Below are 25,282 nucleotides of genomic sequence, written 5' to 3' on the forward strand. Positions count from 1 at the left end.
TCAGTCCAGTAGTGACCGGCCGGGAATGGAGCTGAGCAGCTGGCGGGTGTAGTCCTGCTGGGGGCGTTCGAACAGGTCGTCGCCGGTGCCTTGTTCCACCAGCTCACCCTTGTACAGCACCAGGATACGGTCCGCCAGGTGGCGTACCACCGCCAGGTCGTGCGACACAAACAGCATGGTCAGGCCGTACTCCTTGCCCAGGTCCTGCATCAGGTCGAGGATTTGCGCCTGAATGGTCACGTCCAGGGCTGATACCGGCTCGTCTGCCACGATAAACTCCGGGCGTGTCGCCAGGGCGCGACCGATGGCGATTCGCTGGCGCTGGCCGCCGGAGAACTCGTGAGGGTACTTGCGCACAAAGTTGCGTGCCAGGCCCACGTCGTCCATCAGTTTCAGTACACCGCTGGTGACTGATTTCTTGGTCTCGATGCCATGCAGCAGCAGGGGCTCGGCCAGGGTATCAAACACCGTCATGCGTGGGTTCAGCGAGGCAAACGGATCCTGAAAGATCATCTGCATGCGGCGACGGAAGTTTTTGAGCTCGTTGCCCTCGAGGCCGCTCACTTCGGTGCCGTCAAAGTTCACGCTGCCGCCGGTGACGGGCACCAGGCGCAGGATGGAGCGGCCGATGGTGGATTTGCCGGAACCGGATTCGCCCACCAGGCCCAGCACTTCACCGCGCTTGATATCGAAGCTAACGTCGTTGACGGCTTTGACCGGCTCCTTGTCCTTGCCCTGGTCAAACCAGGTGCGCAGGTTTTTTACCTCGATCAGGGTTTCCGGCTCCGCTTCCATGGGCGCCTTGCTGCCGTGAGGAATCGCTTCCAGCAACTTGCGGGTATACGGGTGCTCGGCATTATTGAAGATGTGGTTGGAGTCACCACCTTCCACAATCTTGCCCTGCTGCATCACCACGATCTGGTCGGCGATGTCGGCGACTACCGCCAGGTCGTGTGAGATGAAGATCACGCCGATATCGCGCTTTTGCTGCAGCTCGGCAATCAACTTCAGAATCTGCGCCTGGATGGTGACATCCAGTGCGGTGGTCGGTTCGTCGGCGATCAGCAGCTTGGGCTCATTGATCAGCGCCATGGCAATCATAACTCGCTGACGCATGCCGCCTGAGAACTGGTGCGGGAAGTTGTCGAAGGTGGTTTCCGGGTCGCGGATGCCCACTTCCTCCAGCAGTTCCAGGGCGCGCTTGCGGGCCTCTTCCTTGCTGACGTCCTTGTGGTACAGCAGTGGCTCCATCAACTGCTTGCCCACGGTCATGAACGGGTTCAGGCAGGTCATAGGGTCCTGGAAAATCATGGCGATGTCGCGGCCGCGAATTTCGCGCAGCTCGGCCTCACTCATTCTGAGCAGGTCCTGGCCTTCGAACAGCGCTTCACCGCTGTCGATACGGCCAGGGGGCATAGGCACCAGGCCCAGCATGGAGTAGCAGGACACGGATTTACCGGACCCTGACTCGCCGATGATGGCGGTGATCTTGCCGGTGTCGACGCTGAAGGAAATACCATCCACCGCCTTGTTGGTGCCCATGCGGGTGACAAAGCTGACACCCAGGTTTTTAACTTCTAAGAGGCTCATCAGTCTTTGCTCCTCCGCACGTCCAGGGCGTCCCGCAGGCCGTCACCGAGGAAATTGAGTGAAAACAGGGTAATGGTGAGGGCCAGGCCGGGGAAGATCAGCAGCCAGGGGTACTCTTCCATGGTTTCGGCGCCGTAGGAGATCAACAGGCCCCAGGAGGTCTGGGGCGGCTGGATACCCAGGCCGAGGAAGGACAGGAAGGCTTCCAGCAGCATGACCGAGGGAATGGTCAGCGTGGTGTACACGATAATCGGGCCCAGGGCATTGGGAATCATGTGGCGGCGGATAATCGTACCGGGGCTGAGCCCCAGGGAGATGGCCGCCTCCACGAATTCCTGTTGGCGTAACTGCTGCACCTGACCGCGCATGATCCGGGCCATGGTCAGCCATTCCACCGCGCCAATGGCGAGGAACAGCAGCAGGATGTTGCGGCCGAAGACCACCATAAGCAGAACGATGAAGATCATGAAGGGCAGGGCGTACATGATGTCTACCAGGCGCATCATAACGGCGTCTGTGCGGCCGCCCACGTAGCCGGCGATAGCTCCCCAGGTGACGCCGATCAGCAGCGCCACGGAGGTGGCGACAAAGCCCACCGCCAGGGAGATGCGGCCGCCGTACATAATCTGGGTGAGTAGGTCACGGCCGAAGATGTCGGTGCCCAGCCAGTGTTGGGCCGAGGGCGGGCTCGCGCCGAGGTCCAGGTTCTGGGCATCGTAGGCGTAGGGCGCTATCCACGGCGTGAGCAGCGCAATAATGACGAACAGCAGCAGAATGGCGCCGCCGGCGACGGCGAGGCGGNTCTTGCGCAGGCGCAGCCAGGCGTCGTGCCACAGGCTGGAACCCTGCTCTGCGTCGGTGATGTCGTTGATGATATCAGTGCTCATATCAGTTCTCCCCGAATTGTGCGCGCAGACGCGGGTTCATCCAGGCGGCCAGCACATCTGACAGCAGGTTGAACAGCACGATCAGGGTGGACAGGAACACAGTGGTGCCGAGGATCATGGTGTAGTCGCGGTTAAACGCGGCCTGTACGTAGAAGCGGCCCAGGCCAGGGATCTGGAAGATGGTTTCCACCACGAAGGAGCCCGCCAGCAGACCGGCGAAAGCCGGCCCCAGGAAGGCGACCACGGGGATCAGGCCGCCCCGCAGGCCGTGTTTTACCACCACCTGCCATTCCGGCAGGCCCTTGGCCCGGGCGGTGCGGATGTAATCCTGGCTCATCACCTCGAGCATGCCCGCCCGCGACAGGCGTGCAATGTAGGCAGCGTAACCAGAGCCCAGGGTAATAGCCGGCAGAATCTTGTCGCCGGGTATATCGCCCCAGCCTGATACCGGTAGCCAGTCCAGATGGATGCCGAACACCAGTACCAATAGCGGCCCCATCAGGAAAGAGGGCACGCAGATACCAATCATGGCGGCGGTCATCGGTATGTAGTCCTGCGGCGTATTGGGCCGCAGGGCCGCAATTACGCCGGCGGTGCCACCGATTAATACCGCCACCAGCAGGGCGTAGAGACCGAGCTCTGCGGTGACCGGCAGGCCGGCCCCAATCAGCTCGTTAACGCTGCGGCCGGGGTATTTGAAGGAGGGACCAAACTCGCCCTGGGCCAGGTCACCCAAATAGGCGGTGTACTGGGTAAACAGGGGTTGGTCGAGACGGTACTGGGCTTCCAGCGCCGCTTTCACCTCGGGCAGTACGGCCTTCTCTGCAGAGAAGGGGCCACCCGGTGCCACGCGCACCAGGAAGAAGGTCACGGTGATCACAGCGAGGATCACCGGAATTGCTTGAAGCAGGCGAATGCCAATAAAGCGCCACATATTATTCGGTCTCCTCGTTTGCCGCGTTCCAGTTTTCATCCAGCCACACGTACTTGAGGTTCAGGTGATCCATCAGGTTGGCAGGCATATCGCGGACGCTGGGGTGCAGCAGGTGCTTGCTGGAGTAGGTGTAGATGGGCAGGATCGGCATCTGCTCCATCAGCATGGTTTCAGCCTCGTAGAAAATCTTGTAGCGCTCTTCCTGGGTTTTGGCCCGGGGTGCGAGGCGCGCGATCATTTCGTCGTAGGCCGGCTCGGCAAAGCCGGTGTTGTTGTTGCCGCCGCCGGTAAGATACATATCGAGGAAGTTATTGGCATCGACGTAGTCGCCAATCCAGCCGCGGCGGGCGATGGCGTAGTTCATGGTGTCGATGGAATCCAGGTACACCTTCCACTCCTGGTTGGAGATGGTGATGTTGATATTGAGCTCGTCTTTCCACATCTGCTGCAGCGCCACGGCAATCTTGCGGTGGTTCTCGCTGGTGTTGTAAATCACTTCCACACCGGGCCAGCCCTCACCGTTTGGATAGCCTGCTTCGGCCAGCAACTGGCGGGCCTGTTCCGGGTCATAGTCAAACAGCTTGGGTGGGTTGTAACCCATAGTGCCTGGAGGGGTAATACTGTAGGACGGCGTATAAATACCGTGCAGCACTGTGCGGATCAGCTTGTCGCGGTCGATGGACATGGCCAGGGCCTTGCGTACCCGCACATCGTCCACCGGGGCCTGTTCGGTGTTGAACAGGTAGAAGTAGCTGCCCAGGTAGGGTGACAGGCGCAGCGGCGAGTTTTCCTTGGCCTTGTATACCGGCAACTTGTCCAGGGGCACTTCCTGGGTGTAGTGCAGCTGGTCTACGCGGAACATGCGCTCCTCGGAGACGATGTTCTCCGTGGGGTAGAAGATGACGCCGTTCAATTTGACCGTATCGCGGTCCCAGTAGGTCTCACTCTTCTTCACGCTGACGCGGCGGTTGAGCAGCCACTCATCGAGTACAAACGCGCCGTTGCCCACCATGTTCTCGGGGCGGGTCCACTTGGTGTAGCGGTCGTACATTTCACCGTGCTTGAGAATGGTTTCGGGGTGAACGGGGTAGGTGGAGTAGTGGTCGAGGAGCTGTAGGAAGTAGGGCGTGGAGGCGATGAGGGTGACTTCCAGGGTGTGGTCGTCGATGGCCTTTACACCCACATCGTTGAAGTCCTCGGTCTCGCGCTTGGCGTAGGCCTCGGCGCCTTCCACGGGGAACAGCATGTAGGAATACTGGTTACCCATTTTCGGGTGCAGGGCGCGGTTCCAGGACCAGACAAAATCGCTGGCCGTGATGACCTCACCGTTGGACCACTTCGCCTCGGGGTTGAGGTGGAAGGTATAGACCTTGCCGTCCTCCGAGATGTCCCAGGACATGGCCACACCGGGCTCAGGTTCCAGGTTCCAGGGGTTCTTGGTGGTCAGCCCCTCGAACAGTGAGCTGACAATATGGTTCTCGGGGACGCCGGTCACTACCTGTGGGTCCAGACCCTGGGGTTCGGAGCCGTTGCCGTAGTGGAGGATGCCCTCGCGATTACCTTTCGAAACATTGGATTCACCGCCGGTACAGGCAGTAAGCAGAGTGGCCGACAGCAGGGTAGCTATCAGCCCGCGGATGAAATTGGTCATTTTGTGATCAGGTCCGTTTTTGACGGGCGTATTATAGTGGCATTTTGTGCCGTTGTGGTGAGACGAATGGGGTGTCCAATCCCTCACCGGGAGACGTAACTTTATGGGGCAATCAGGGGTTTAGTCTAGCGCCGTGCTCGGCAGGCTCAGGCGCTGCCACTGAATCATGCCGCCGGCCAGGTTGGCGCAGTGGTCGATTCCTCCCTGGCGGAGGATCTGGGTGGCCATGGCGGAGCGCCGGCCCGACTGGCAAATCGCTATCACAGGCTTCTCCTGTGGCACCTCCGACAGGCGGTTGCGCAGCTCGTCCAGGGGGATGAGCTGGGCGCCGCAAATGTGGCCCAGCTCGCCGCTGTACTCACCCTCGCTGCGCACATCCAGAAGGTGTAGCTCGTCGCGATGGCGGGCGACCCAGTCCGGTCGAATTTCCGGGACACCGGCAAAGGTCTGGATAATTGGTCCCCAGCTTTCGTTCACCAGGGGTTGGTCCGGTTTGCCACCTTTGAGATTGGCGGGCACGGCAATATCGATGAGCCGCGGATGGGGCAGCGCGAGGTTGTTCATATAGCCGACGAAGTCCTCTTCTTTCGCTTCGCCGCCTATGCGCGGATTGTAGGCCTTTTCCTCAGCCACCGTAGAGACGGTGCGGCCATCGTAGTCGTGACCGGGGTAGAGCAGGCAGTGATCGGGCAGGGTGAAAATCTGCTCGCGAATGCTCTGCCACATACGGTGGGCGCTGCCGCCCTGGAAATCTGTGCGACCGGCGCCGCGAATCAATAAAGTGTCGCCGGTGAATGCCATGCTGAGGTCGCGTGTTACATAGGTCAGGCAACCACTGGTGTGCCCGGGCGTGGTCCGGGCTGTAATGGACTCATTGCCGAAAGCGAACACGTCACCGTTGGCTATGCGAATATCGGTCTCATCGACATTGGCGGCATCGGCAATGCCAGACTGGGCCCCGGTTTGTTCACGCCACAGCCAGGCGCCTGTGACATGGTCGGCATGCACATGTGTGTCCAGCACGTAGCGCACTTTCAGGTCGAGTTCGCGCACCAGCGCAGCATCCCGGTCGTATTGTTCGAAGACGGTGTCGATGATCATGGCCTCGCGTGTCTCAGCACAGGCGAGCAGGTAGGTATACGTGGAGGAGGCGGCGTCGAACAGCTGACGAAAAATCATGGGGTTATCCAGGCTGGGCTAGGCCGCGAGTCTAGCACAGCGATTGGCCACTGTTCGAAGGGGGCAAAGCTGGCGCGCCACCGGGACGCGCCGAAGGGCTTAGAACGTCCAGCGCAGTCCCAGGTTAGCCGTGTCGATCGCTTCGTCGGCATCAAAACGCACGTACTCGAGGTACACATCCAGGCTGCCGAGAATATTGATAGCACCACCGGCACCGTAGTACATGTCGGTACCATCTTCTTCGATATAGCGAGAGTCGACATCCCACATGGCGGCGCCGGCGCGGCCATAGACGTCGATAATCCACAGCGGTACAGAGACTATCCCACCCACGGTCCAGATGGAGCTGTCAAAGCCGATGCGCTGGCCGTTTTCCAGGCGGTCGGAATCGAATTCGCCCAAGTCCCAATAGGCCGCGTCGACCGCCAGCCACTTGTTGAAGCGGTAGCCCGCGCCGATGTTATAGCCCACTGCGTTGTCATCGAAGATGGCTTCAATGGGGCCGTCAAAGTCGATGACGTCCTCAATATCGGCATCCAACTGGCCCCAGTTGGCGCCACCGGCAATAAAGAAGCCGGTGCCATCAGCGTGAGCGAGGTTGGCGCTGAGCGCACTGCCCAGCACAGTCAGAAATAGTGCGGTGATAAATGAATTGCGCATGTTGAGCCCTCCCTGGACCAGTGGTGTGCTAGTTTGTTGGGTATGGTACTGGACAAAAACGACGCCAAAATGAACTTTTGGTGGCAAAAATATCCATTGTTTCGGGTTTTAAAATGGCTGGTGGGCCTGGAATTGGCCTACCTGCTGGTGGTGAATAGCCTGCTCTGGCTGCCGCTGACGCAGGATGTGGTCAATATGATCCGGCCAGAGAAATTCCATATTCGCTGGGAGCGTGCCTGGACCTTTTACCCCTTTCGCGCCCATGTGCGCGGCGTTTCCGCCAATGGCCAGAGCCGCAGCCAGCAGTGGCAGGTGGAGATTGGTGGCGGATCAGCCAGTGTGTCGATACTGCCGTTGATCGCCAAACGCATGTATGTGCGCAATGTAGATGCCTTTGATGTCGACTATCGCCAGCGGCCGAGGCTGAAGCCGGATACGGATTACAGCGAACGGCTCGCCTATTTCCCCGAGATCGAGGGCCGCGATGTGCAGGGAGTAGGGACCGCGCCACGTAAAAAGAAGCGCCCATGGAAGGTGTTTGTCAGCAATGCCCGCCTTGAGGGTGAGCACACGTTCTGGATTTTCAATCTGACCGGCGGTGGTCGCGGCGGCGCTGCGGGCGACTTCCAGATTGAATCCCCAGGCGGCCCCATGCAGTTGGCGTTGCATGATCTCGACCTGGATCTGGCGCCAGGTTATCTCAATGGCGATGCCGAGGTGTTTCATGGTGGCACTGTGCGCGGCACACTTGGCTTTGACCCGTTTGTACCCCGTGAGAACAAGGGCCTGGCGATGTTGCCGTTCTTGCGGCTCGATGCAGACCTCGACCTGGACGTGCAGAGTCTGGCCTTCATCAACCTGTTCACGGGTGGCCTCCAGGACCTGAAAATTGGTGGCGCCGGGCAGGTGAAGGGCCGGGTGCATCTGGCTGAAAACTCGATGCGCAATGGGACTGACCTGTGGGCCAGCGCCACTACGTTGAGTGTCCACGTGCAGAAAATGAATGTGGTCGGGGAGGGGCAGGTACACATTCACACGCCCGCCGACCAGGGCCGCTCCCTGGGTCTGGAAATCGACTACAGCGACCTGACGGTCACCCGCGACGGCGACACCGAACCCTTCCTCGCCGGTGATAGCCTGCAACTGGACTTTTCCGATCCCAACCTGGTGGCTCCTGGCGGGGAGCTCAGCTTCGAGGCCATCGTGGCGGAGGAGAAGGCCCGTGATAGCGGCGAGCGCCGTAACCTGAGTTTCAGTATCGACGACGCGACCTTGTTGAACATGGCCATTGTTAACGACTACCTGCCACCCAATCTGCCGCTGACGCTTACGGGTGGCACGGCCAGCCTCAATGGCGCGGTGGAATCACAGCTGGAAACGGTTAAGGGGCGTCTGGAGTTGCGCTCCAAAGCCGTGGCAATGGACCTGGATGGGCAGGACTTGCGCGGTGACCTCGGTGTTGACCTGGTCATCACCGGTGGCGACCCCGCAAATATGCAGTTTGATCTGAGCACCTCGGATGTGCTGCTGGAAAATGTCAGTGTCGCCGGTGCGCGCGAAGCCTTTCACGAGGATTACTGGTGGGCAAAGTTCCGCCTGACCCGGGCTAATGTCGTTGCCCAGAACCCCCTGGTGTTTGACGCTGACAGTATTTTGACGGTGAGCGATACCCGGCCGCTGGTCGCCATGTTCAGCAACCAGCTGGATGCGCCTCGCTGGGTGGGAAATATGCTCGAAATGGAGGACATCGAAGGCGAGGCAACACTGGCACTGGCGGAGAATCGCCTGTGTATCCCTCATTCGGTGCTCATCAGCGACAAGGCGGAGGTGGCAGCCAAGGCCATGTTTTCAGCGGATGGCCGTGAGGGCATGATCTATGCCCGTTACAAGAAGCTTCAGGCCACCATGGAAATGCTTGGTGATGAAACCAAGGTGAAGTTGCGCAAAGCGCGGGAGCGATTCGACGAATACACGCTCGCGCAATAAGCGTTAGCTGCGCAGCGGCAAGGCGGTGGTCTGCTTGAGTTCCTCCATGACGAAGCTGGCGCTGACGTCGTAGAGGTCGGCCTTGATCAGTTCCTGGTACAGGGCATCGTAGCCGGGCATGCCTTTGACAACCGCCTTGACCAGATAATCCACATCGCCGCCCATGCGATAGACCTCCATCACCCCCGGAATACTCTCGGTCACGGCATTGAATTGCTGCGCCCAGCGTTCGTTGTGCTGGTTGGTTTTGATCGCGATAAAAACGGTGAGTGACAAGTCCAGTGCCCCGGGATTGAGCAGGGTCACCCGACCGCGGATGACACCCTGCTCTTCGAGTTTCTGAATGCGTCGCCAGCAGGCTGACTTGGAGATGCTGACAATCTCTGCCAGGTCGCCAACGGACAGCGTGGCGTCTTCCTGCATGGCGGCGAGAATGCCCAGATCGGTTCTGTCCATGGAGTTTTTGTGTTGAATAATTGATCAATGTGGAACAAATATATCATTGAAGTGATATTTTAAAAACAAGCGTTCTTAGTTATTGCTGTATCGCGCTGCAAATAGGCACAATGTTTCCCCCTTCTTCGACTAAGCTTAGGGCATGAATTTCGGGGAAACAGCATGAATACATTAATCCAGAAAATCCGCGCAGGCGTCATCGGCGCCCGGGCACCTGTCGAGACCCCCTTTGGTGTGCGGCCGCTGGTATATGCGGACTACACCGCGTCCGGCCGTGGCCTCGACTTCGTTGAGGACTATATTCGCCACCAGGTCCTGCCCTGGTATGCCAATACCCACACCGAAACGTCATTCACCGGTGCCCAGACCACTGCATTGCGTGAGCAGGCCCGCCAGCAGATCCGCCGTGCGGTAAATGGACATGAGGAAGACCAGGTCATTTTCTGTGGCCCGGGGGCGACGGCTGCCATCAACAAGATCATCGACATGCTCAATATGCGCCTGCCCGCTGACCTTAATGAGCGCTATGCGCTGGAGCAGCAGATTCCGGCGGAGGATCGCCCGGTGGTATTTATTGGCCCCTATGAGCATCACTCCAATGAACTGCCCTGGCGTGAGTCGATTGCCGATGTGGTCTCCATTCCACTCACCGAGTGCGGTCAGTTGGATCTGGCTGTTCTGGAAGAGGAACTGTGTGCCTATGCCAGCCGCTCCCTGAAAATTGGCAGCTTCTCGGCAGGCTCGAACGTGACCGGCATCAAGAGCGATGTGGCGGCGGTAACCGCGCTGCTGAAGCAACACGATGCACTGTCATTCTGGGACTACGCCGCCGCAGCGCCCTACGTGGGCATTGATATGCAGGCCGCTACCCCGATCGATGCCGTGTTTATTTCACCTCACAAGTTTGTGGGTGGACCCGGCACCCCCGGTGTCTTGGTGGTCAAGAAGTCAGTGCTGACAAACTCTGTACCCGCCGTCGTTGGTGGCGGCACCGTTATGTATGTGACACCGGAAGACCATCTGTTTATTGAGGATCACGAACGTCGTGAAGAAGGCGGTACCCCGGCTATTGTCGAATCCATTCGCGCCGGCCTGGTGTTCAAGTTGCAGCAGGAAGTGGGGGTGGACGAGATCGAGCGTCGCGAGCACGATTTCGTACAGCGCGCGCTTGAGCGCTTCGCGGCCCGACCAGAAATCGAAGTGTTGGGAAGTCCGTCTGCACCCCGGCTCTCCATCATGTCGCTGCGCTTCAAGTATGGCGAGCAGGATCTGCACTACGGATTTGTGGTCTCGTTGCTGAACGACCTGTTCGGTATCCAGGTCCGCGGCGGCTGCTCCTGTGCAGGGCCCTACGGACACAGCCTGCTGGGTATGGATATGGATTACAGCCGCGCCATCGAGCATGAAATTCAGAACGGTGCCATGGTGTTGCGCCCGGGTTGGGTGCGGCTGAACTTCAACTACTTCATAGGCGAAGAAGAATTTGAATATCTGGTGCGGGCCATCGAGTTGGTGGCAGAGCACGGCTGGCGTCTGCTCCCGTACTATCAGTTTGATGCCACCGCCGGTGTGTGGCGTTATCAGGGCATGCCAATGTCATTGGCTGCGAGCCTTGAAGACTGGTCTTTCGCGGATATCAATGCGGCTGACGGCTCCAGTGCTGCGGATGCACCCTCCCTGGCAGACTGCCTGGCGTTGGGTGAGGCTGAGCTGCAGCGCGCAGAGCGCAGCGGCGTACGCTATGCAATGGAGCTCAGCGAGGCCGCCGAGCGGTTGCGCTGGTTTGTCCTTCCCCAGGATATCGCCTTCGATTCAGTGGCCGCATGATGGCCGCTGGGGTCACCGACGCTTGGGCTTACTCTTCAGGTGTCGGCGCCGTGGTCGGATCCCAGCTGCCACCGAGTGCCTTGTAGAGATCACCAAGCACAAACAGCTGTGACCCGCGGGCACCGCTCACCGCCAGTTGTGTGCCGAATAGGCGCCGCTGCACTTCGAGCACGTCCAGGTAGGCTAGTCACCATTGCGATAACGCTTGGTGGCTAGGGGCAGGTGTTCGCTGCAGGAGTTTCTCCGGCGATAACTGCACCTGCAGTGAGGCCGGCGCGCCGGGCGTCCGCGTTGAACAACGGCTGTAATGCAGCAATATCAATCAGTCCAGCGTTTTGTTAAAGCGTTTGGTGGCGATAGCCAGAACAACCACGGTGAAACCTAACAGCCATAGTATGTCCGGCAACAGTTGGTGGAACTCTGCGCCTCGCAGGTATACACCGCGAATCAGACGCATGAAGTGGGTTGCCGGTAGCACTTCGGCAATCCATTGAGCGACCTCGGGCATAGCTTCATAGGGAAACATAAAGCCGCTAAGGAGAATGGAAGGGAGCAGAATGAACACCGTCATCTGCATAGCCTGCATCTGTGTGGTGGCAATTGTTGAAATCAATAGGCCCAGGGTCAGGCAGGCGGCAATAAATGCCACGGTAATAATGGCCAGGTCCAGCAACTCGCCCTGGAACACCACGTTGAAAACTACCTGGCCCAGCCCGAGGATAATGGCGATCTGGATAAGTCCGACAAAGACATAGGGCACCAGTTTGCCAATCATGAGCTCCAGCGGTCGTACCGGTGTGGTAATCAGCAGTTCCATATTCCCCCGCTCGGTTTCCCGTACCAGGGCGGCAGAGGTGAATAGAATCATGGTCATGGTCAGGATGATGGCGGTCAGTCCGGGCACAACATTCACTTCGGAGCGCCTTTCCGGGTTAAAGAACAAGGCAACCTCAAAGCTCGGTTTCCCAGCTGTATAGGCACCTGGGGGCGTCCCCGCCTGGAGCTGTAGAGGCATGTTGCGCAGCGCCAGCATGGCCGAGCCCACCACGGTGTCAGAGCCGTCAACCATCCATTGCCCGGCGGTCTGCCCGGCGGCCAGGCGCTGGGTGAGATCAACCGGCAAGACCAGGGCAGCGCGAATGGTGCCTGCGACAATGGCGGCCTCGGCCTCTGCCGGCGTATCGTAACTGGTGACCACGTCCACCACCTGGGTGACCCGCACCTGTTCAGCAATGGCGCGGGCGGCGGCGGAGTGGCTGAGGTCGACGACGGCAATGGGAATATCGCGCACCACTGTGTTGATGGCGTAGCCGAACAGCAGCAGCTGGATCAGGGGGATCATCACCACCATGCCGAAGGTGATCCGGTCCCGCGACAGTTGCCGAAACTCCTTGCCCGCCACGGCGCCGATACGTCGCGACCAGCTCATGCGGCCTGTTCCTGTTGGGTGGTGGACGCTACAAACACATCCTCAAGACTGGGCCGCGCGACGGCGATGCTGACGTCCTCCCGAGCGATGGCTGATGCCAGCCGCTCGGTGGGTGATCCCTTCAGGTCGGGTTGCAGTAACACTCTGAGTTGCATGCCTTGTTGGGCTGCGGAGATGACCTCGGGCAGTTGCAATAGCTGGTCTTTCAGCTGGCGCAGGCCTGGCCCGGAGACCTCCACAACCCGTTGCTCAAGTGCAGCGAGCAGTTCGTTCGGCGTGCCGGCGGTGCGCAGTTCCCCGGTTTCCAGCACCGCCAGTTGGTGACAGCGCTCCGCTTCGTCCATGTAATGCGTGGAGACGAGCACGGTTTTTCCCTCGTCTGCCAGGTCAAACAGTTTTTCCCAGAAATCGCGCCGATTTTCCGGATCTACCGCAGACGTCGGTTCATCCAGGAATAGCAGGTCGGGCGAGTGTAGCGTCGCCACTGCCAGGGCCAGGCGCTGCCGCTGCCCGCCACTCATGGCGCTGGCTCGACGGTCGCGCATGGAGTTCAGGTTGTAGCGGTCGAGCAGTTGCTTGATGCGCTCGTTGCCATCGCTGCGCGACATGCCGAAGATGCGCGCCATAAAGGCCATATTTTCCGTCACGCTCAGGTCGTCGTAGAGAGAAAACTTCTGGGTCATATAGCCAATCCGCTGGCGCAGTGCGTCAGATTGTTCCGGGACTTTCATCCCCAGTACCTCCACTTCGCCGCTGGTAGGTGTCAGCAGCCCGCAAAGCATGCGTATGGCGGTGGTTTTGCCGCTGCCATTGGGCCCCAGAAAACCATAAATGGCGCCTTGCGGCACATCAAGGTCGATATTGTTCACGGCCACCAATTCGCCGAAATGACGGGTCAGGCCGCGAGTGCGGATGGCGGTGTCAGTCATTCTCGAGCAATACCTGTACCGGTACGCCAATGGGCAGTTCATTGCCCTCATCGAGATCGAACTCGGCCATGTAAACCAGCCGCGCCCGGTCGCTGGCGTTGAGCGCGTAGTAGGGGGTGAACGCGGGATCGGTGGCGATCCACCGCAGCGTGCCGGTATAGGCGGTGTCTATGCCATCGATATGGATTGCGCGGCGGTCGCCTACTTTTAGCCGTGCCCGCCAGGGTTCGGGCACGTACACCCGGGCATAGGGTGTGTTGTCTGCCAGCATGGCCACCAGGGTGGCGCCGCGCGATACACGTTCGCCCACATTGTAGGGCAGGCTGTCCAGGTAGGCGTCGCGGGTCGCCCGAACGCTCAGTTCCTCGAGCAGGTGTCGCTCCAGGGCCAGTTGCGCTTGGGCGGCGGCCAGGGCCGCGGCACCGGCGTCCAGTTGCTCCTGGCGTGTGCCGTTGGTCAGCCGCAGCAAGTTCTCTTCGGCGGCTTCCAGATTGGCCTCGGCTTCATCGCGGCCAGCCAGGGCCCGATCGAGTTGGGCCTGGGCGGCCAGCTTTTGCTCGACCAGTGATACGGCGCGCTCGTAGTTGGCGCTGGCCTCTATGAGGGCGGCTTTGGCGGCGGCCACCTGTGCGCTGGCTGCTGCGATGTCTTCAACCCGGGCACCGTTGCGCAGTTCCTCGAGTTGCGCGGCTGCTCGCCCCACCTCGGCGGTGGCCCTGGCGACCTTGGCTGTCTGGCGGCGGTCATCCAATTGCACCAGCAGTGTGCCTGCGGTGACAGCAGAACCCTCGGCGACGGGTTGGGCGGTAATGATTTCGTCGTCCGTGGCCTTGAGCAGGATACGGTCGCGCTCCAGTGTTCCCAGAGCTTCGTTTCGATCTGCTCCCTCACAGGCGGACAGGAGCAGAACGGTAAAGGCAGCGTAGATGAATTGGCGCAAGAGATTCCCCCGACAGGCTTCGGGGGAAAGTGTAGGTCATCCTGCGGCGGTCGTCAGGCGGCGCTTTTGTCGCTCTGGGGTGGGGTGCCGTTGTAGAGGGCCCTGGGCCGGATCAGCTTGTTCTGCGGGCGGAACTCCAGGAAGTGCGCGATATAGCCGTATACACGCGCCTGGGCGAACATGGCGGTGAAGTAATGGGTAGGAATGCCTAGGCTGTGGAATACCGCGCCTTTGTAGAATTCGACGTTGGCCCAGATTTCCTTTCCCTTGGCACCGAATTCTCGCTGACAGGCTTCCTCGACCGCGACCAGTGTCGCCAGCAGGTTTTTGCTCTCTTCGTCCTGGCACAGCTCTCCGGCCATGGGTTTCAGAATTTTTGCGCGGGGGTCGACGGTGCGGTACTCGCGATGCCCCATGCCCATGATCTTGACCTTGTTTGCCAGGCAGTCCTTCACGTAGGCGTCGGCCTTGTCGGGGCTGCCAATGGCCATGGCCATTTCCAGTGCCGCCTGGTCGGCGCCACCGTGCAGTTGGCCGAACAGGGTGCCGATGGAGGCGGAAATCGATGATTGAATCGGTGCCAGGGTGCTGGCACAGACCCGGCCGGCAAACGTGCCCGCATTGAAGCTGTGCTCCATTTGCAGAATCTGCGCCGCGTCCAGCATACGCACCTGCTCGCGGCTCGGTGCCCGGCCGTGGAACATGGTGAGGAAGTTCTCGTGACGCAGTTTGCCGGGGGTGGGCTCCAGGATGGATTTGTTCTGGCCCAGGCGATAGTGAGCCGCAATCAGGCTGGAAATCTTAGCGGCAATACACAGGCCCTGCTCGGCGTCGAGCCCGCGGCCCAGGGTGGCTTCCGTTGGCAGTTCCAGCAGCGGCACCATGCCCTGCAGCATCAGCATGGGGTGGAGTTCGCGATTCACCTGCTTGAGCAGGTCTTGCTCGCGGTCGGTCAGGGTGGCGTGGCGGCACATGAAACTCTTGATGGCACTTTGCTCGCGTCCTGTCGGCCATTCACCAAAGACCACCAGCCAGGCCACGTGCAGGAAAGAGGCGTCGACCAGGTCATTGATATCGATACCCCGGTAGCTGAGCACGCCCGCCTCGCCCTGAACATCGGAAATGGCGGTTTCACCGACCACGACCCCGGCGAGATCGGAGGAATAGACAGATTCGGTGTTAGACATGTGCGGCTCCTGGTTTTGGTATTTTTTGGCAGTATACTCATAGGTTTTGATCAGGTGGGTTAATCTTACTTATAGAAGTATTAGGCGAGCTTATATGCGTTTGGAAAACAGTGAGTTACGTGCGTTTCGTGCTGTGATCGAAGAGGGCGGCTTTCGGCGGGCGGCCGAAGCTTTGCATATCAGTCAGTCGGCGGTGAGCCAGGCGGTGGCCGGACTTGAGGGCAAGTTGGGTGTGCCGCTAATCCAGCGCGGCAAAGAGTTGCGTCTCACCGATGCCGGTCGGCGCCTTTTCGACCATGCATTTGAGGTGCTGACCGGTGAGCAGCAAACCCTGGAGGACATTGCCCAGTTGCGCTCGGGCCAGGCTGAAACCCTCAATCTGGCATTGAGTGCCTCAGTGAATCGCTTCCATGCCCCCGGGCTGATGAGCAGCTTTCACCGCGAAAACTCCCGGGTCCGATTGCAGGTGGCGGAGATGCCGGCGCGCAATATCATCTACGCGGTATTGGCGGGTAACGTCGAACTGGGCTTTGGCCCTTTTCAGAAAGATATGCAGGCTTTTGCAACACTGCCTTTGTACTCGGACTCGCGGCACCTGGTCGTCAGCCCTGGTCATCCCCGTTTCGAAGCCATGGTGGAGGGCAACGCCGAGGCCATTCGCCAGACACCCCTGATTACCTCCGCACTGGACAGTCCCGATCTGCGCCCATCTATTGCCCGCCTGCGCGACCAGTTCAGCACCGTGTGGGAGGTGAGCAGCCTGATGCTCCGGGTGCATATGGTGCGCCAGGGTATGGGAGTGGCCTTTGTGGACCGCCAGCTACTCTCCGAGCACCCGGATTGCGCCGACTTCCATATCATCGACGATGTGTCTTTCGGCACCATCGATAAACAGGTAGGGCTTTACTACCGGGCGGGCAAACAGCTAACGGATGCTGCGCGACAGTTTATTGCGCTTTGCCAGCGCCGCTGGAGCTTGTAGAGTGTTCGCTCTCTATCCGGAGTGATTCCATGTCGTCCACGCTGCGCAATACCAATCTGGAAAAACTGACTGAGCAGGTCTACGACGTGCTCATTATCGGCGGTGGGNTTAACGGCGCGGTGGCAGCGGCGGCCCTGGCAGGGCGCGGGGTGAGAGTCGCCCTGATTGAGCGCGAAGATTTTGCCAGTGGTGTCAGCTCCAATTCTTCGAATCTCGCCTGGGGGGGTATTAAATACCTCGAGAGCCACGAATACCTGCTGGTTAACAAACTGTGCAAGTCGCGCAACGAGTTGATGCGCGCCTACCCTTCCACTGTCAAGGAAATCCGGTTCTTTACCACCATCGCCCGGGGCTTCCGGTTCTGGTCGTTCTTTGTGTATCTCGGCGCCTTGCTGTACTGGTTGATGGGGCGTTGCAAGACCGCGCCGCCGCGCTATTTCACCGCGCGCCAACTAGAGGCGCGAGAGCCTGTGGTTAACACAGAAAACGCGGCTGGCGGGCTGGAGTATTCCGATTGCTACCTGTACGACAACGATGCCCGGTTTGTATTCAACTTCGTGCGTACAGCATTGAACTACGGCTGTATTGCGGCGAACTATGTGGAGTCCCTCGGCAACCGCAAGGGCGGAGACCTGTGGTTTACCAGCGCCCGGGATACGATGACCGGCAAGGAATTCCAGATCCGCTCCCGGGTACTGATTAACGCCTGTGGTCCTTATGTGGATGATCACAACCGGATGACCGGCGAGCAGACCCGCCATCACCATTTGTTCTCCAAGGGAATTCACCTGATCGTCGACCGGGTGACCGACAACAAGCGCGTGCTGACGTTTTTCGCCAGTGATGGCCGCCTTTTCTTTCTCATTCCAATGGGCCCTAAAACCTGCATTGGTACCACCGACACACAGGTTGCCGACCCTGAGGTCGGGGTTACCGATGAGGATCGACAGTTCGTGCTGGACAATGTGAATGCCCTGCTCGATCAGGAGCTGTCGCTTGATGATGTCGTGGCCGAGCGCGTCGGTGTGCGCCCCCTGGCGATTGAGGGCGAGGACGGCGTCGCAGACTGGGTGAAGCTGTCGCGCAAACACGTCATCGAAACCAATACCCAGTCACGTCACTTAAGTATTTTTGGGGGCAAGCTCACGGACTGCCTCAATGTGGGTGACGAAGTCGTCGAGCAGGTTCAGGCGCTGGGAGTGCGAATCCCCAATCCCGAGCATTGCTGGTACGGCGAACCGTCGGCCAGTCAGCGAGCGGAATTCATGTTGCAGGCCCGGCTGATGCAGCTGGATGCATTGACCGATCCAAGTTCACCTGAGCCCCTGTCAGAACGCTTCTGGCGTCGCTACGGTACGGCGGCCTTTGGGCTGCTTGAACGGATTCGCGAGGACGAGTCCTGCGCGCGGTTGCTGATTGAAAACGCCGAATATACCCGCTGCGAAATTGAACTGGCCGCACGGCGCGAGATGATTACGCGGCTCAGTGATTTCATGCGCCGTCGCTCCAAGATCGAGCTGGTGGTGCGCTGGCATGAGATCGAATCAGCGCCGGGGCTGCGTGAAGCCTGTGAGTTGCTGTTCGGCGATCAGGCCGAACAGCGTTTGCAGGAGTACTTGCGCGAAGGGCCCGGCCAATGAGTAGTAACCTGGGCAAGTGGCTGGCGGGGCTGGCACTGCTGGTGCTGGGGTTACTGGCCCTGTTGGCAGGGGCGGTTCACCACTACCTGAACGACACGCGTAAATTGGAGGCGCTGGCGGCCGAGCAACTGGGGCGAGCGGTACGTATCGGCGAAATCACCGGCCTCCATCTCGGGCGCGACACCCGGGTGGAGTTGCGCGAGCTGAGTATTGCCAACCCCGCCTGGGCCGAGGAGCAGTATCTGCTGCAATTACATAGCCTGCGTGTCCATCTCGATCTGGCATCGCTGTGGTCTGATGGCCCCGTTGTGATCAGCGATCTTGAAGTCAGCGGTTTGCGGGCGAATTTGCTGGCGCCTGAAGGCGAGTCGTCCAGCTGGGCGTTGGATTTAGGGTCTGATGAGCCGGCGGAGCCTGCGCAGGGGCCGGTGCAGTTGCCGTTATATCTTGCCCAGGCGCACATCCGCGACAGTCAGGTGATTTACCGCGACCCGGAGCGCGATGTCCTAGCGAAGCTCGAAGGGCAGTTGGAGGGCGAGGGCGGTATTCGAGTGCACCTTTCCGGTGTTGCGCAGGGGCAGTCGATCGATTTCAGCGGTCATCTTGATCGAGAGGGGACTGCGGCAATCCTCTCTGCAAGTGGTGACCTCGCCGGCTGGCAGGTGGATGCTACGGCCCGGCTTGCCGAACCGCTGGCCTTTAGCGGCCTGGACGCGAGTGTCGATGTCAGTGGTCAGTGGCAGGCACAGCCGGACGACAGTGATGCCGGCCTGCCCGTCCACCTGCAGGTGAAATTGACCGGCAATGGCGACAACCTCCATCTGCGGCAGGGCAGCATCAAAGCAGGGCAGACAGTTATTGAGGCCGAGGGTGCGCTCGGTAATCTCAATACCCTGCAGGGCATGGCGCTGTCACTGTCAGCCAACAGCCCCGATCTCCGTGAACTGTCCCCGGCACCCGAGTTGGACGCGCCAGTAACCTTGACCCTGAAGACGCGGTTGACCTCAAGCGGTGATCGCCTGCGCTTCCAGGATATCGCCGGCAACAGCGGTGAAGGTCGAATACGTGGCAGTGCGGAGTGGGTGCTGGCCGATGATTTTTCCGGCTCCCAGGCTCAACTGAATGCCAGTGGTGAGCGCCTCGGCCAGCTGTTGCAGCCCTGGCTGCCAGCTGTGCCGGTAGATACCCACTACGATATCGACGCCAGAGCTGAGTGGCAGGCGCCGGTGCTCACCCTGGATCAAGTCGATATGGAGTTCGGTGAGAATCAATTGCGGGCAGACTTCAATGTCGATCTCGGCGGCGAAAAACCGGCGTTGTCCGGAAAGGTCAAAGCGACGGGGAAAAGAGCCCACCGCGTGCTTGAGTCGCTGGGTTTGGATTCTCCGGTCCCGGACGAAAGCTACCTGCTCAGTGCGAGCCTGGCGCTGGCGGATTCGGGCGAGATCCAGCTGAGCGACCTCGACATTCAGCTGGGCAGCAGTGAGTTGCGCGGTGAGGCGTTTTATGCGCCGGGCCAGCCTGCCCAGGTCAGGGCCAAGCTGGTGGCGCCTCGTCTTGATTTTCGCTTTCTGGCAGGGCCCGTCGCAGACAATGACGCTGCTCCCGAGCACAATTACAGTAACTCTGAGGCCCTGACCGACAAACAGCTGGCGGACCGGATGATCCCCGATACCCCGTTGAATTTCAATTGGCTCAGCGCTTATGAAGGTCAGCTGGAATTGCGCATTGAGGAGATACGCTACGCTGATAACATTCGCAGTTCCGGCGAGCTCAAGCTGGTCATGAAGGAGGGAGCGCTCACCAGTGAGAAGTTTGAATGGCGCGGTGAATTTTCCGCGGGCAAGGCACAGTTAGCGTTACGTGAGACGGCAAAGGGCGCTGCCGTTGAATTGAGCCTGGATAGTCGCAGGCTGCCCCTGATGTGGTTGCTGACCGGTAACGACAGCCCCAACAACAGCATTCACTACCACACCCAGCTGAGTTCGGAAGGCGGCTCGTTGGCGCAGCTGGCATCAGCGCTGGATGGTCAGCTTGCGCTTAAGGGCACTGGCGGGCGATTTAGCAATGCCGGCATGAATCTGATTCTGGGGGATTTGTTTGGCGAAATTGTCAGCCGCATCGATCCGACCTCGCACCAGGAGCCCTACATCAACGTGGAGTGCCAGGCGGGCAGCATGACCATAGCAGAGGGTGTGATTAATCTTGCTCCCGGGATCGCCTTGCGAACACACAAACTGGATGTCGGCCTCGGTGGCACGATTAATCTGGGTACTGAAGCGCTCAATCTGGTCTTTAATACCCGCGCCCGTAAGGGTGTCGGTATTTCCGCCAGCAAGGCCGTCACCCCCTATGTGAAACTGGGCGGCAACTTCTCCCACCCGCGGGTAGGCGTGAACGCCAAGGGGGTGGTTATCTCCGGTGGGCTGGCCATGGCGACCGGTGGCATGTCGATCGTGGCTGAGGGAATGTGGGATCGCTGGGTGGCCACTGCTGCCAATCCCTGTGAGGCATTGTCCAGCCAGGCTAGCAAAGGCTCTAAAGAATTGCGCAAGCTATTCGGGCGCCCCTGAACGCAAGGAACTCCATGCGAAAATTACTGCTCTCTATCACCGCGTTTGCGGCGTTGGTTGCTCTCCCCGCACAGTCTCAGGACGGCCTGCCCGACTTCGGCGAGGGCAACGCGGTGTCCCTCAACCAGGAATATATGCTGGGCCGGGCCTGGCTGATGCAGTTTCGGCGCCAGGCGCCGTTGCTCGCAGACCCGCTGTTGCAGGACTATATCGAAGAGCTGATTTTTCGCCTGGCCCAGACCAGCCAGTTGCGTGAGCGCCGCCTGGAAGTGGTGATGGTCGACAACGCCACCATTAACGCCTTTGCCGTGCCGGGAGGCGTGATCGGCGTGCACGGTGGCTTGTTGCTTGCGGCCGAGAACGAGGCGCAGGTAGCGAGCGTGCTCGGACACGAATTGGCGCACCTAAGTCAGCGGCACTTTTCGCGCAGCCGCGAGAACGCGGCGGTGACACAAAAGAAAGCCCTGCTCGGTATGTTGGGAGGCCTGGTGGCCGCCGCAGCCGGGGGCGGAAGTGATCTCGGCGTTGCTGCGGTGGCCGGCTCGCAGGCAGCAGCCCAGGGCGAGTCATTGCGCTACAGCCGCCAGCACGAGCAGGAGGCGGACCGGGTCGGCATGCAAAACCTGGTGGCGGCGGGCTACGATCCCAACGCCACGGCCGGAATGTTCGAGGTGATGCAGGCGGAGTCGCGCAAATACGGCAGTCGCCCGCCAGAGTTTCTGCTCACTCACCCGCTGACCGAGCGGCGCATTGCCGATGCGCGCAACCGCGCCGGCCAGTACCCCCGACGCATGTATCAGGACAACCCCGACTTTCACCTGATGCGGGCGCGAGTGGCGCTGACTCAGCTTGAGGACCCCGCCGAGGCGGTGGCCCACTTCCGCAAGCAACGCAAAGAGAGCCACGGTGCCGAAGCGGTAGCGGCCCAGTATGGGTTGGTGTTGGCGCTGACCCGCAATGGTGAGACAGCCGAAGCACGGACCCTCCTTAAGCCCATGCGTGAATTCAAGCCCAGCAGCATTCCCTATGGTCTGGCGGGCGCTGATATCGCGCTGCAAGAAGAGCGTTTTGAAGATGCCGTGGCCACGTTGCAGCGCGGGCTGGAATTGGTGCCGGGTAATCATCCGATTACCATCCAGCTGGCGAAAACTTACTTCAAGGCGGGGCGTTACACCGAGGCGGATGAGCTGCTGACGGCACACGCCGAGGTGAAGCCCACAAACGCAACCCTGTGGTATTGGCTGGCCGAAGTGCAGGGCCTGGCGGGAAATGTCTACGGCGTGCACCAGTCCCGGGCCCAGTACTACTTCCTCAACGGCGCCATGCCACCGGCCCTGGAGCAGATTGACCTGGCGCTAAAGCTGGCGCCCAACGATGTAGAATTGGAGCGACTGAGCCAGCGCCGAAATTTCTTCATTCAGGTGGGGCACGCTCTGGGGCAGTTCTAAGCCGCTTGGCGCTCAGAGCACCGCAACGCCGGCCAGCCATGGGTGGGCAAAGGCGAAGATGGCGTAGGCAACGCAGCCGATTAACACCACCACAATCTCCTTGCCCCAGGATGGCGCCTCCGGCTTAACCCACTCGCCTTCGCGCCGATTGATCAGTAGGATTTCCAGGGCGCCCCACACCGCCATGCCGCTGAACAGCAGCACCGAGCGGTTGTCGCCATTCATCATCAGGTGTGCCAGTGCCCAGACAATCAGTCCAGTCAGCTGTGGGTGGCGGATAATGCGGCGGATCCGGGTGGGTGGCTTGGAGGCCATGAACAGAATCATGGCCACGAGTATCAGGGCTATCCCAACATCGCGAGTCCAGAGCGGTAGCGTGTAATAGTGTGTGGGTTGCTCCACCGAGCGCCAGCCGAACACCATAAGCACCAGTGCTGCCACCAGCGCCAGGCTGAACAGGCCCATATAACCGACCTCGCCGAGCCGGTTTTTCAGGCTGGTTTTCAGGTCGGGGGCCAGGGAAGGAATGAAGTGCACCGCTGCCCAGAGCAGCAGACCAACGAGTATCAGCGTCATAGCGAATCGTCCTTTTTATTATTGGTCTAGAGTGTAACCCAGGACAGGGCCTATGGAGGCTCTGGTTCGGGTGGGCTTATGGGTGTGCCGAGCGTGTGATTTTTCACCACGGATTGTGGTAGCTAACGCCGATCAATCTCCATAAAATGCTCCGCTTTTCTCAGTCTGCGCATAACAACCACTCCGCCGACCGTTACCGCAACCCCAAAATCAGGTGAGAAGTGCGATGTTTGAGTTACATCCCAGCAAAGTAGCAACCGTCAAGAATGACGTGCTGTCCGGTCTGACCGTGGCCCTGGCCCTGGTGCCGGAGGCCGTGGCATTCGCCTTTGTAGCAGGGGTTGAGCCTCTGGTCGGGCTCTACGCAGCCTTTATGGTGGGGCTTATCACCGCCTGCATTGGTGGCCGTCCGGGCATGATCTCCGGCGCGACCGGAGCGCTGGCGGTGGTGATGGTGGCACTGGTTGCCGACCATGGCGTTGAGTATTTGTTTGCCGCTGTGGTCCTCATGGGCATCATCCAGATTACCGCTGGCGCCCTGCGCCTGGGTAAGTTTATCCGTATGGTGCCGCATCCGGTGATGCTGGGCTTTGTGAATGGCCTGGCGATTGTGATCTTCCTGGCGCAGTTGGGCCAGTTCGGTACCCCGGGCGAGCCCGGTTGGCTCACCGGCACCTTCATGGAAGGCTCGATTATTGATGTGGCCTGGCTGGAAGGTCAGCAGATGTACATGCTGTGTGGGCTGGTGGCGCTCACCATGGCAATCATTCACTTCCTGCCCAAGCTTACTACGGCCATTCCCTCATCGCTGGCGGCGATTGTTGTCGTGAGCCTGCTGGTGATTGGCCTGAGCCTCGACACCAAGGTGGTGGGTGATGTGGCGTCGATCAAGGGCGGCTTGCCAACCTTCCACATTCCGACGGTTCCCTTCACCTGGGAAACCTTCATGATTATTCTGCCTTACTCGGTCATTCTGGCGGCGATTGGTCTGATCGAGTCATTGCTGACGCTGCGCCTGGTGGACGAGATTACCGAGACCCGCGGTCGCGGCAATAAGGAGTGTGTTGGCCAGGGTGTTGCCAACGTGGCCACCGGCTTCTTCGGCGGTATGGGTGGCTGCGCCATGATCGGCCAGAGCATGATTAATGTGAACTCCGGTGGTCGTGGTCGTCTGTCCGGTATTTCTGCTGCGCTGTTCCTGCTCACCTTTATTCTGGTGGCGTCGCCGTTGATTGAACAGATTCCGCTGGCTGCGCTGATTGGCGTTATGTTTATTGTGGTCATAGGCACTTTTGAATGGTCGAGTTTCCGGGTAATCCGCAAGGTGCCCAAGTCAGACGCGCTGGTGCTGGTGCTGGTGTCCGGTGTGACTGTGGTGACTGACCTGGCAGTGGCAGTCGTCGTCGGTGTGATCGTATCGGCACTGGTATTTGCCTGGGAGCACGCCAAGCAGATTCAGGTGAAGTCTCGCGAGGACCACAAGGGCTCAACCGTCTATGCCGTCAGTGGCCCGCTGTTTTTTGGTTCGGTGACGATTTTCCTGGAGCAGTTCAACCCCGCGGATGCCAACGATGACGTCATCATCGACTTTGCCGAGTCGCGGGTGTGTGATCACTCCGGACTGGAGGCCATCGACACGCTGGCTGAGCGCTATCTGAATGCCGGTAAGACGCTACACCTGGTACACTTGTCGTCTGACTGCAAGCAGTTGCTCAAGAAGGCGGGCACCCTGGTTGAAGTCAACGTGATTGAAGATCCCAAGTACTTTGTTGCAGAGGACGCGCTGGCCTGATTCAGGCTGGCTTGCCGTAGCGCGCCAGGAACATCTCTACGGCGCCACTTACCACAGCTTCCTTTACCTTCTGGCCGGGGGCGGGGCCGCAGCCTGCCATCCGCCGCCGCGCTAATCCAGGTGGCGATCGGGTCATGGCCGCCGGCCCTGGCAGCCATCTCGTCAATAATGTCCCGCAAACTTTCCGACTCTGAGAAAAACACCTGAAAGACCGCCACGTAGTCGTCGTCAGTGACTTGGGCCACTTCCCGTTCGGCAATATCCCGCAGTTGTTCATCCAGCGGTAGTGCCGGATCGTACTCCACATAAATAGCCTGTTGCAGTTCTGCGACAAACTGCTCGGCAATGGCGCCGAATAGCGCTTCTTTGCTGGCGAAGTGGTTGTATAGGCTGCGTTTACTGACCTGGGCCCGCTCTGCCGCCCGGTCAATGCTGGTGTCGCGGAAACCGGTTTCCAGAAATTCAGTGCGGGCGGCCGCCAGAATGTCCAGGCGCTTGCGCTGGGTAAGAGTGAGCTTGGGTTCCGCGGAGTTCATGCTGCGAGAATTGCACTAAAGGGACACTTTCAAATTCCACACTAAACTACACCGTGTAGTTTACTTGTTGTATGAAATGT

General features: G+C 59.8%; 20 protein-coding genes and 1 pseudogene. 7 read left to right on the top strand and 14 right to left on the bottom strand.

What is annotated here, in order from left to right; translation table 11 throughout:
• The 6 genes from A3709_RS01345 to A3709_RS01370 all read right to left on the bottom strand — a co-directional run bounded on the left by A3709_RS01345 (position 1) and on the right by A3709_RS01370 (position 6,901).
• A complete protein-coding gene (locus tag A3709_RS01345) occupies positions 1 to 1,590 on the bottom strand; it encodes an ABC transporter ATP-binding protein (protein WP_066048945.1) in 1,590 nt (529 codons plus the stop codon).
• A complete protein-coding gene (locus A3709_RS01350) occupies positions 1,590 to 2,477 on the bottom strand; it encodes an ABC transporter permease (RefSeq protein ID WP_066048948.1) in 888 nt (295 codons plus the stop codon). The genes A3709_RS01345 and A3709_RS01350 overlap by 1 nt, the downstream gene beginning before the upstream one ends.
• A gap of 1 nt (position 2,478) precedes the next feature.
• The gene (locus tag A3709_RS01355; protein WP_066048954.1) at positions 2,479 to 3,411 is read right to left on the bottom strand and encodes an ABC transporter permease; all 933 of its coding nucleotides are present in this window, start codon (positions 3,409 to 3,411) and stop codon (positions 2,479 to 2,481) included.
• Between the two features lies 1 nt (position 3,412).
• A complete protein-coding gene (locus A3709_RS01360; protein ID WP_066048957.1) occupies positions 3,413 to 5,062 on the bottom strand; it encodes an ABC transporter substrate-binding protein in 1,650 nt (549 codons plus the stop codon).
• Positions 5,063 to 5,182: 120 nt separating this feature from the next.
• Positions 5,183 to 6,241 (bottom strand): MBL fold metallo-hydrolase, encoded by a 1,059-nt coding sequence (locus A3709_RS01365; protein WP_066048960.1) that lies wholly within the window; start codon positions 6,239 to 6,241, stop codon positions 5,183 to 5,185.
• 99 nt (positions 6,242 to 6,340) lie between these two features.
• Positions 6,341 to 6,901: an outer membrane beta-barrel protein gene (locus tag A3709_RS01370; RefSeq protein ID WP_066048964.1), complete on the bottom strand. Its 561-nt coding sequence runs from the start codon at positions 6,899 to 6,901 to the stop codon at positions 6,341 to 6,343.
• 96 nt (positions 6,902 to 6,997) lie between these two features.
• Between A3709_RS01370 and A3709_RS01375 the strand changes: the two genes are divergently transcribed.
• Complete coding sequence (locus A3709_RS01375; protein WP_156507520.1) at positions 6,998 to 8,887, top strand: hypothetical protein; 1,890 nt, start codon at positions 6,998 to 7,000, stop codon at positions 8,885 to 8,887.
• A 3-nt stretch (positions 8,888 to 8,890) separates the two neighbouring features.
• Here the strand turns inward: A3709_RS01375 and A3709_RS01380 are convergent, their stop codons facing one another.
• The gene (locus A3709_RS01380; RefSeq protein ID WP_066048967.1) at positions 8,891 to 9,343 is read right to left on the bottom strand and encodes an Lrp/AsnC family transcriptional regulator; all 453 of its coding nucleotides are present in this window, start codon (positions 9,341 to 9,343) and stop codon (positions 8,891 to 8,893) included.
• Positions 9,344 to 9,505: 162 nt separating this feature from the next.
• Between A3709_RS01380 and A3709_RS01385 the strand changes: the two genes are divergently transcribed.
• Positions 9,506 to 11,170: an aminotransferase class V-fold PLP-dependent enzyme gene (locus tag A3709_RS01385; protein WP_066048971.1), complete on the top strand. Its 1,665-nt coding sequence runs from the start codon at positions 9,506 to 9,508 to the stop codon at positions 11,168 to 11,170.
• 28 nt (positions 11,171 to 11,198) lie between these two features.
• Here A3709_RS01385 and A3709_RS24765 read toward each other — a convergent pair whose 3' ends face one another.
• The 5 genes from A3709_RS24765 to A3709_RS01405 form a co-directional block, all read right to left on the bottom strand.
• Positions 11,199 to 11,333 (bottom strand): hypothetical protein, encoded by a 135-nt coding sequence (locus A3709_RS24765; protein WP_255359706.1) that lies wholly within the window; start codon positions 11,331 to 11,333, stop codon positions 11,199 to 11,201.
• Positions 11,334 to 11,492: 159 nt separating this feature from the next.
• Positions 11,493 to 12,599 (bottom strand): ABC transporter permease, encoded by a 1,107-nt coding sequence (locus A3709_RS01390; RefSeq protein ID WP_066048974.1) that lies wholly within the window; start codon positions 12,597 to 12,599, stop codon positions 11,493 to 11,495.
• Positions 12,596 to 13,528 (bottom strand): ABC transporter ATP-binding protein, encoded by a 933-nt coding sequence (locus A3709_RS01395; protein ID WP_066048977.1) that lies wholly within the window; start codon positions 13,526 to 13,528, stop codon positions 12,596 to 12,598. Before A3709_RS01395 ends, A3709_RS01390 begins: the two co-directional genes overlap by 4 nt.
• The gene (locus A3709_RS01400; RefSeq protein ID WP_066048979.1) at positions 13,521 to 14,468 is read right to left on the bottom strand and encodes an HlyD family secretion protein; all 948 of its coding nucleotides are present in this window, start codon (positions 14,466 to 14,468) and stop codon (positions 13,521 to 13,523) included. The genes A3709_RS01395 and A3709_RS01400 overlap by 8 nt, the downstream gene beginning before the upstream one ends.
• Positions 14,469 to 14,521: 53 nt before the next feature.
• Positions 14,522 to 15,655 carry a citrate/2-methylcitrate synthase gene (locus A3709_RS01405; protein ID WP_066048982.1) on the bottom strand — a complete coding sequence of 378 codons (1,134 nt, stop codon included), beginning with the start codon at positions 15,653 to 15,655 and terminating at the stop codon, positions 14,522 to 14,524.
• Between the two features lie 94 nt (positions 15,656 to 15,749).
• On the opposite strand from A3709_RS01405, the gene A3709_RS01410 reads away from it, so the two are divergent.
• From A3709_RS01410 to A3709_RS01425, 4 genes are all read left to right on the top strand, one after another.
• On the top strand, positions 15,750 to 16,637 hold the full coding sequence (locus A3709_RS01410; RefSeq protein ID WP_066048987.1) for a LysR family transcriptional regulator: 888 nt from the start codon (positions 15,750 to 15,752) through the stop codon (positions 16,635 to 16,637).
• A 29-nt stretch (positions 16,638 to 16,666) separates the two neighbouring features.
• Positions 16,667 to 18,277, top strand: coding sequence for a glycerol-3-phosphate dehydrogenase/oxidase (locus A3709_RS01415; RefSeq protein WP_066048990.1), 1,611 nt, complete (start codon positions 16,667 to 16,669; stop codon positions 18,275 to 18,277).
• A complete protein-coding gene (locus tag A3709_RS01420) occupies positions 18,274 to 20,850 on the top strand; it encodes an AsmA family protein (RefSeq protein ID WP_066048993.1) in 2,577 nt (858 codons plus the stop codon). Before A3709_RS01415 ends, A3709_RS01420 begins: the two co-directional genes overlap by 4 nt.
• Positions 20,851 to 20,864: 14 nt before the next feature.
• Positions 20,865 to 22,298, top strand: a complete 1,434-nt coding sequence (locus tag A3709_RS01425; RefSeq protein WP_066048996.1) for a M48 family metalloprotease — start codon at positions 20,865 to 20,867, stop codon at positions 22,296 to 22,298.
• Between the two features lie 12 nt (positions 22,299 to 22,310).
• Here the strand turns inward: A3709_RS01425 and A3709_RS01430 are convergent, their stop codons facing one another.
• A complete protein-coding gene (locus tag A3709_RS01430) occupies positions 22,311 to 22,874 on the bottom strand; it encodes an NnrU family protein (RefSeq protein ID WP_066048999.1) in 564 nt (187 codons plus the stop codon).
• Positions 22,875 to 23,100: 226 nt separating this feature from the next.
• Between A3709_RS01430 and A3709_RS01435 the strand changes: the two genes are divergently transcribed.
• Positions 23,101 to 24,666: a SulP family inorganic anion transporter gene (locus tag A3709_RS01435; protein ID WP_066049002.1), complete on the top strand. Its 1,566-nt coding sequence runs from the start codon at positions 23,101 to 23,103 to the stop codon at positions 24,664 to 24,666.
• 356 nt (positions 24,667 to 25,022) lie between these two features.
• Here A3709_RS01435 and A3709_RS24380 read toward each other — a convergent pair.
• Positions 25,023 to 25,202: pseudogene (locus tag A3709_RS24380) on the bottom strand (helix-turn-helix domain-containing protein); the annotation flags it as partial.
• Positions 25,203 to 25,282 lie beyond the last annotated feature (80 nt).

This window comes from Halioglobus sp. HI00S01 (genome assembly GCF_001635445.1).
Taxonomy (GTDB): domain Bacteria; phylum Pseudomonadota; class Gammaproteobacteria; order Pseudomonadales; family Halieaceae; genus Halioglobus; species Halioglobus japonicus.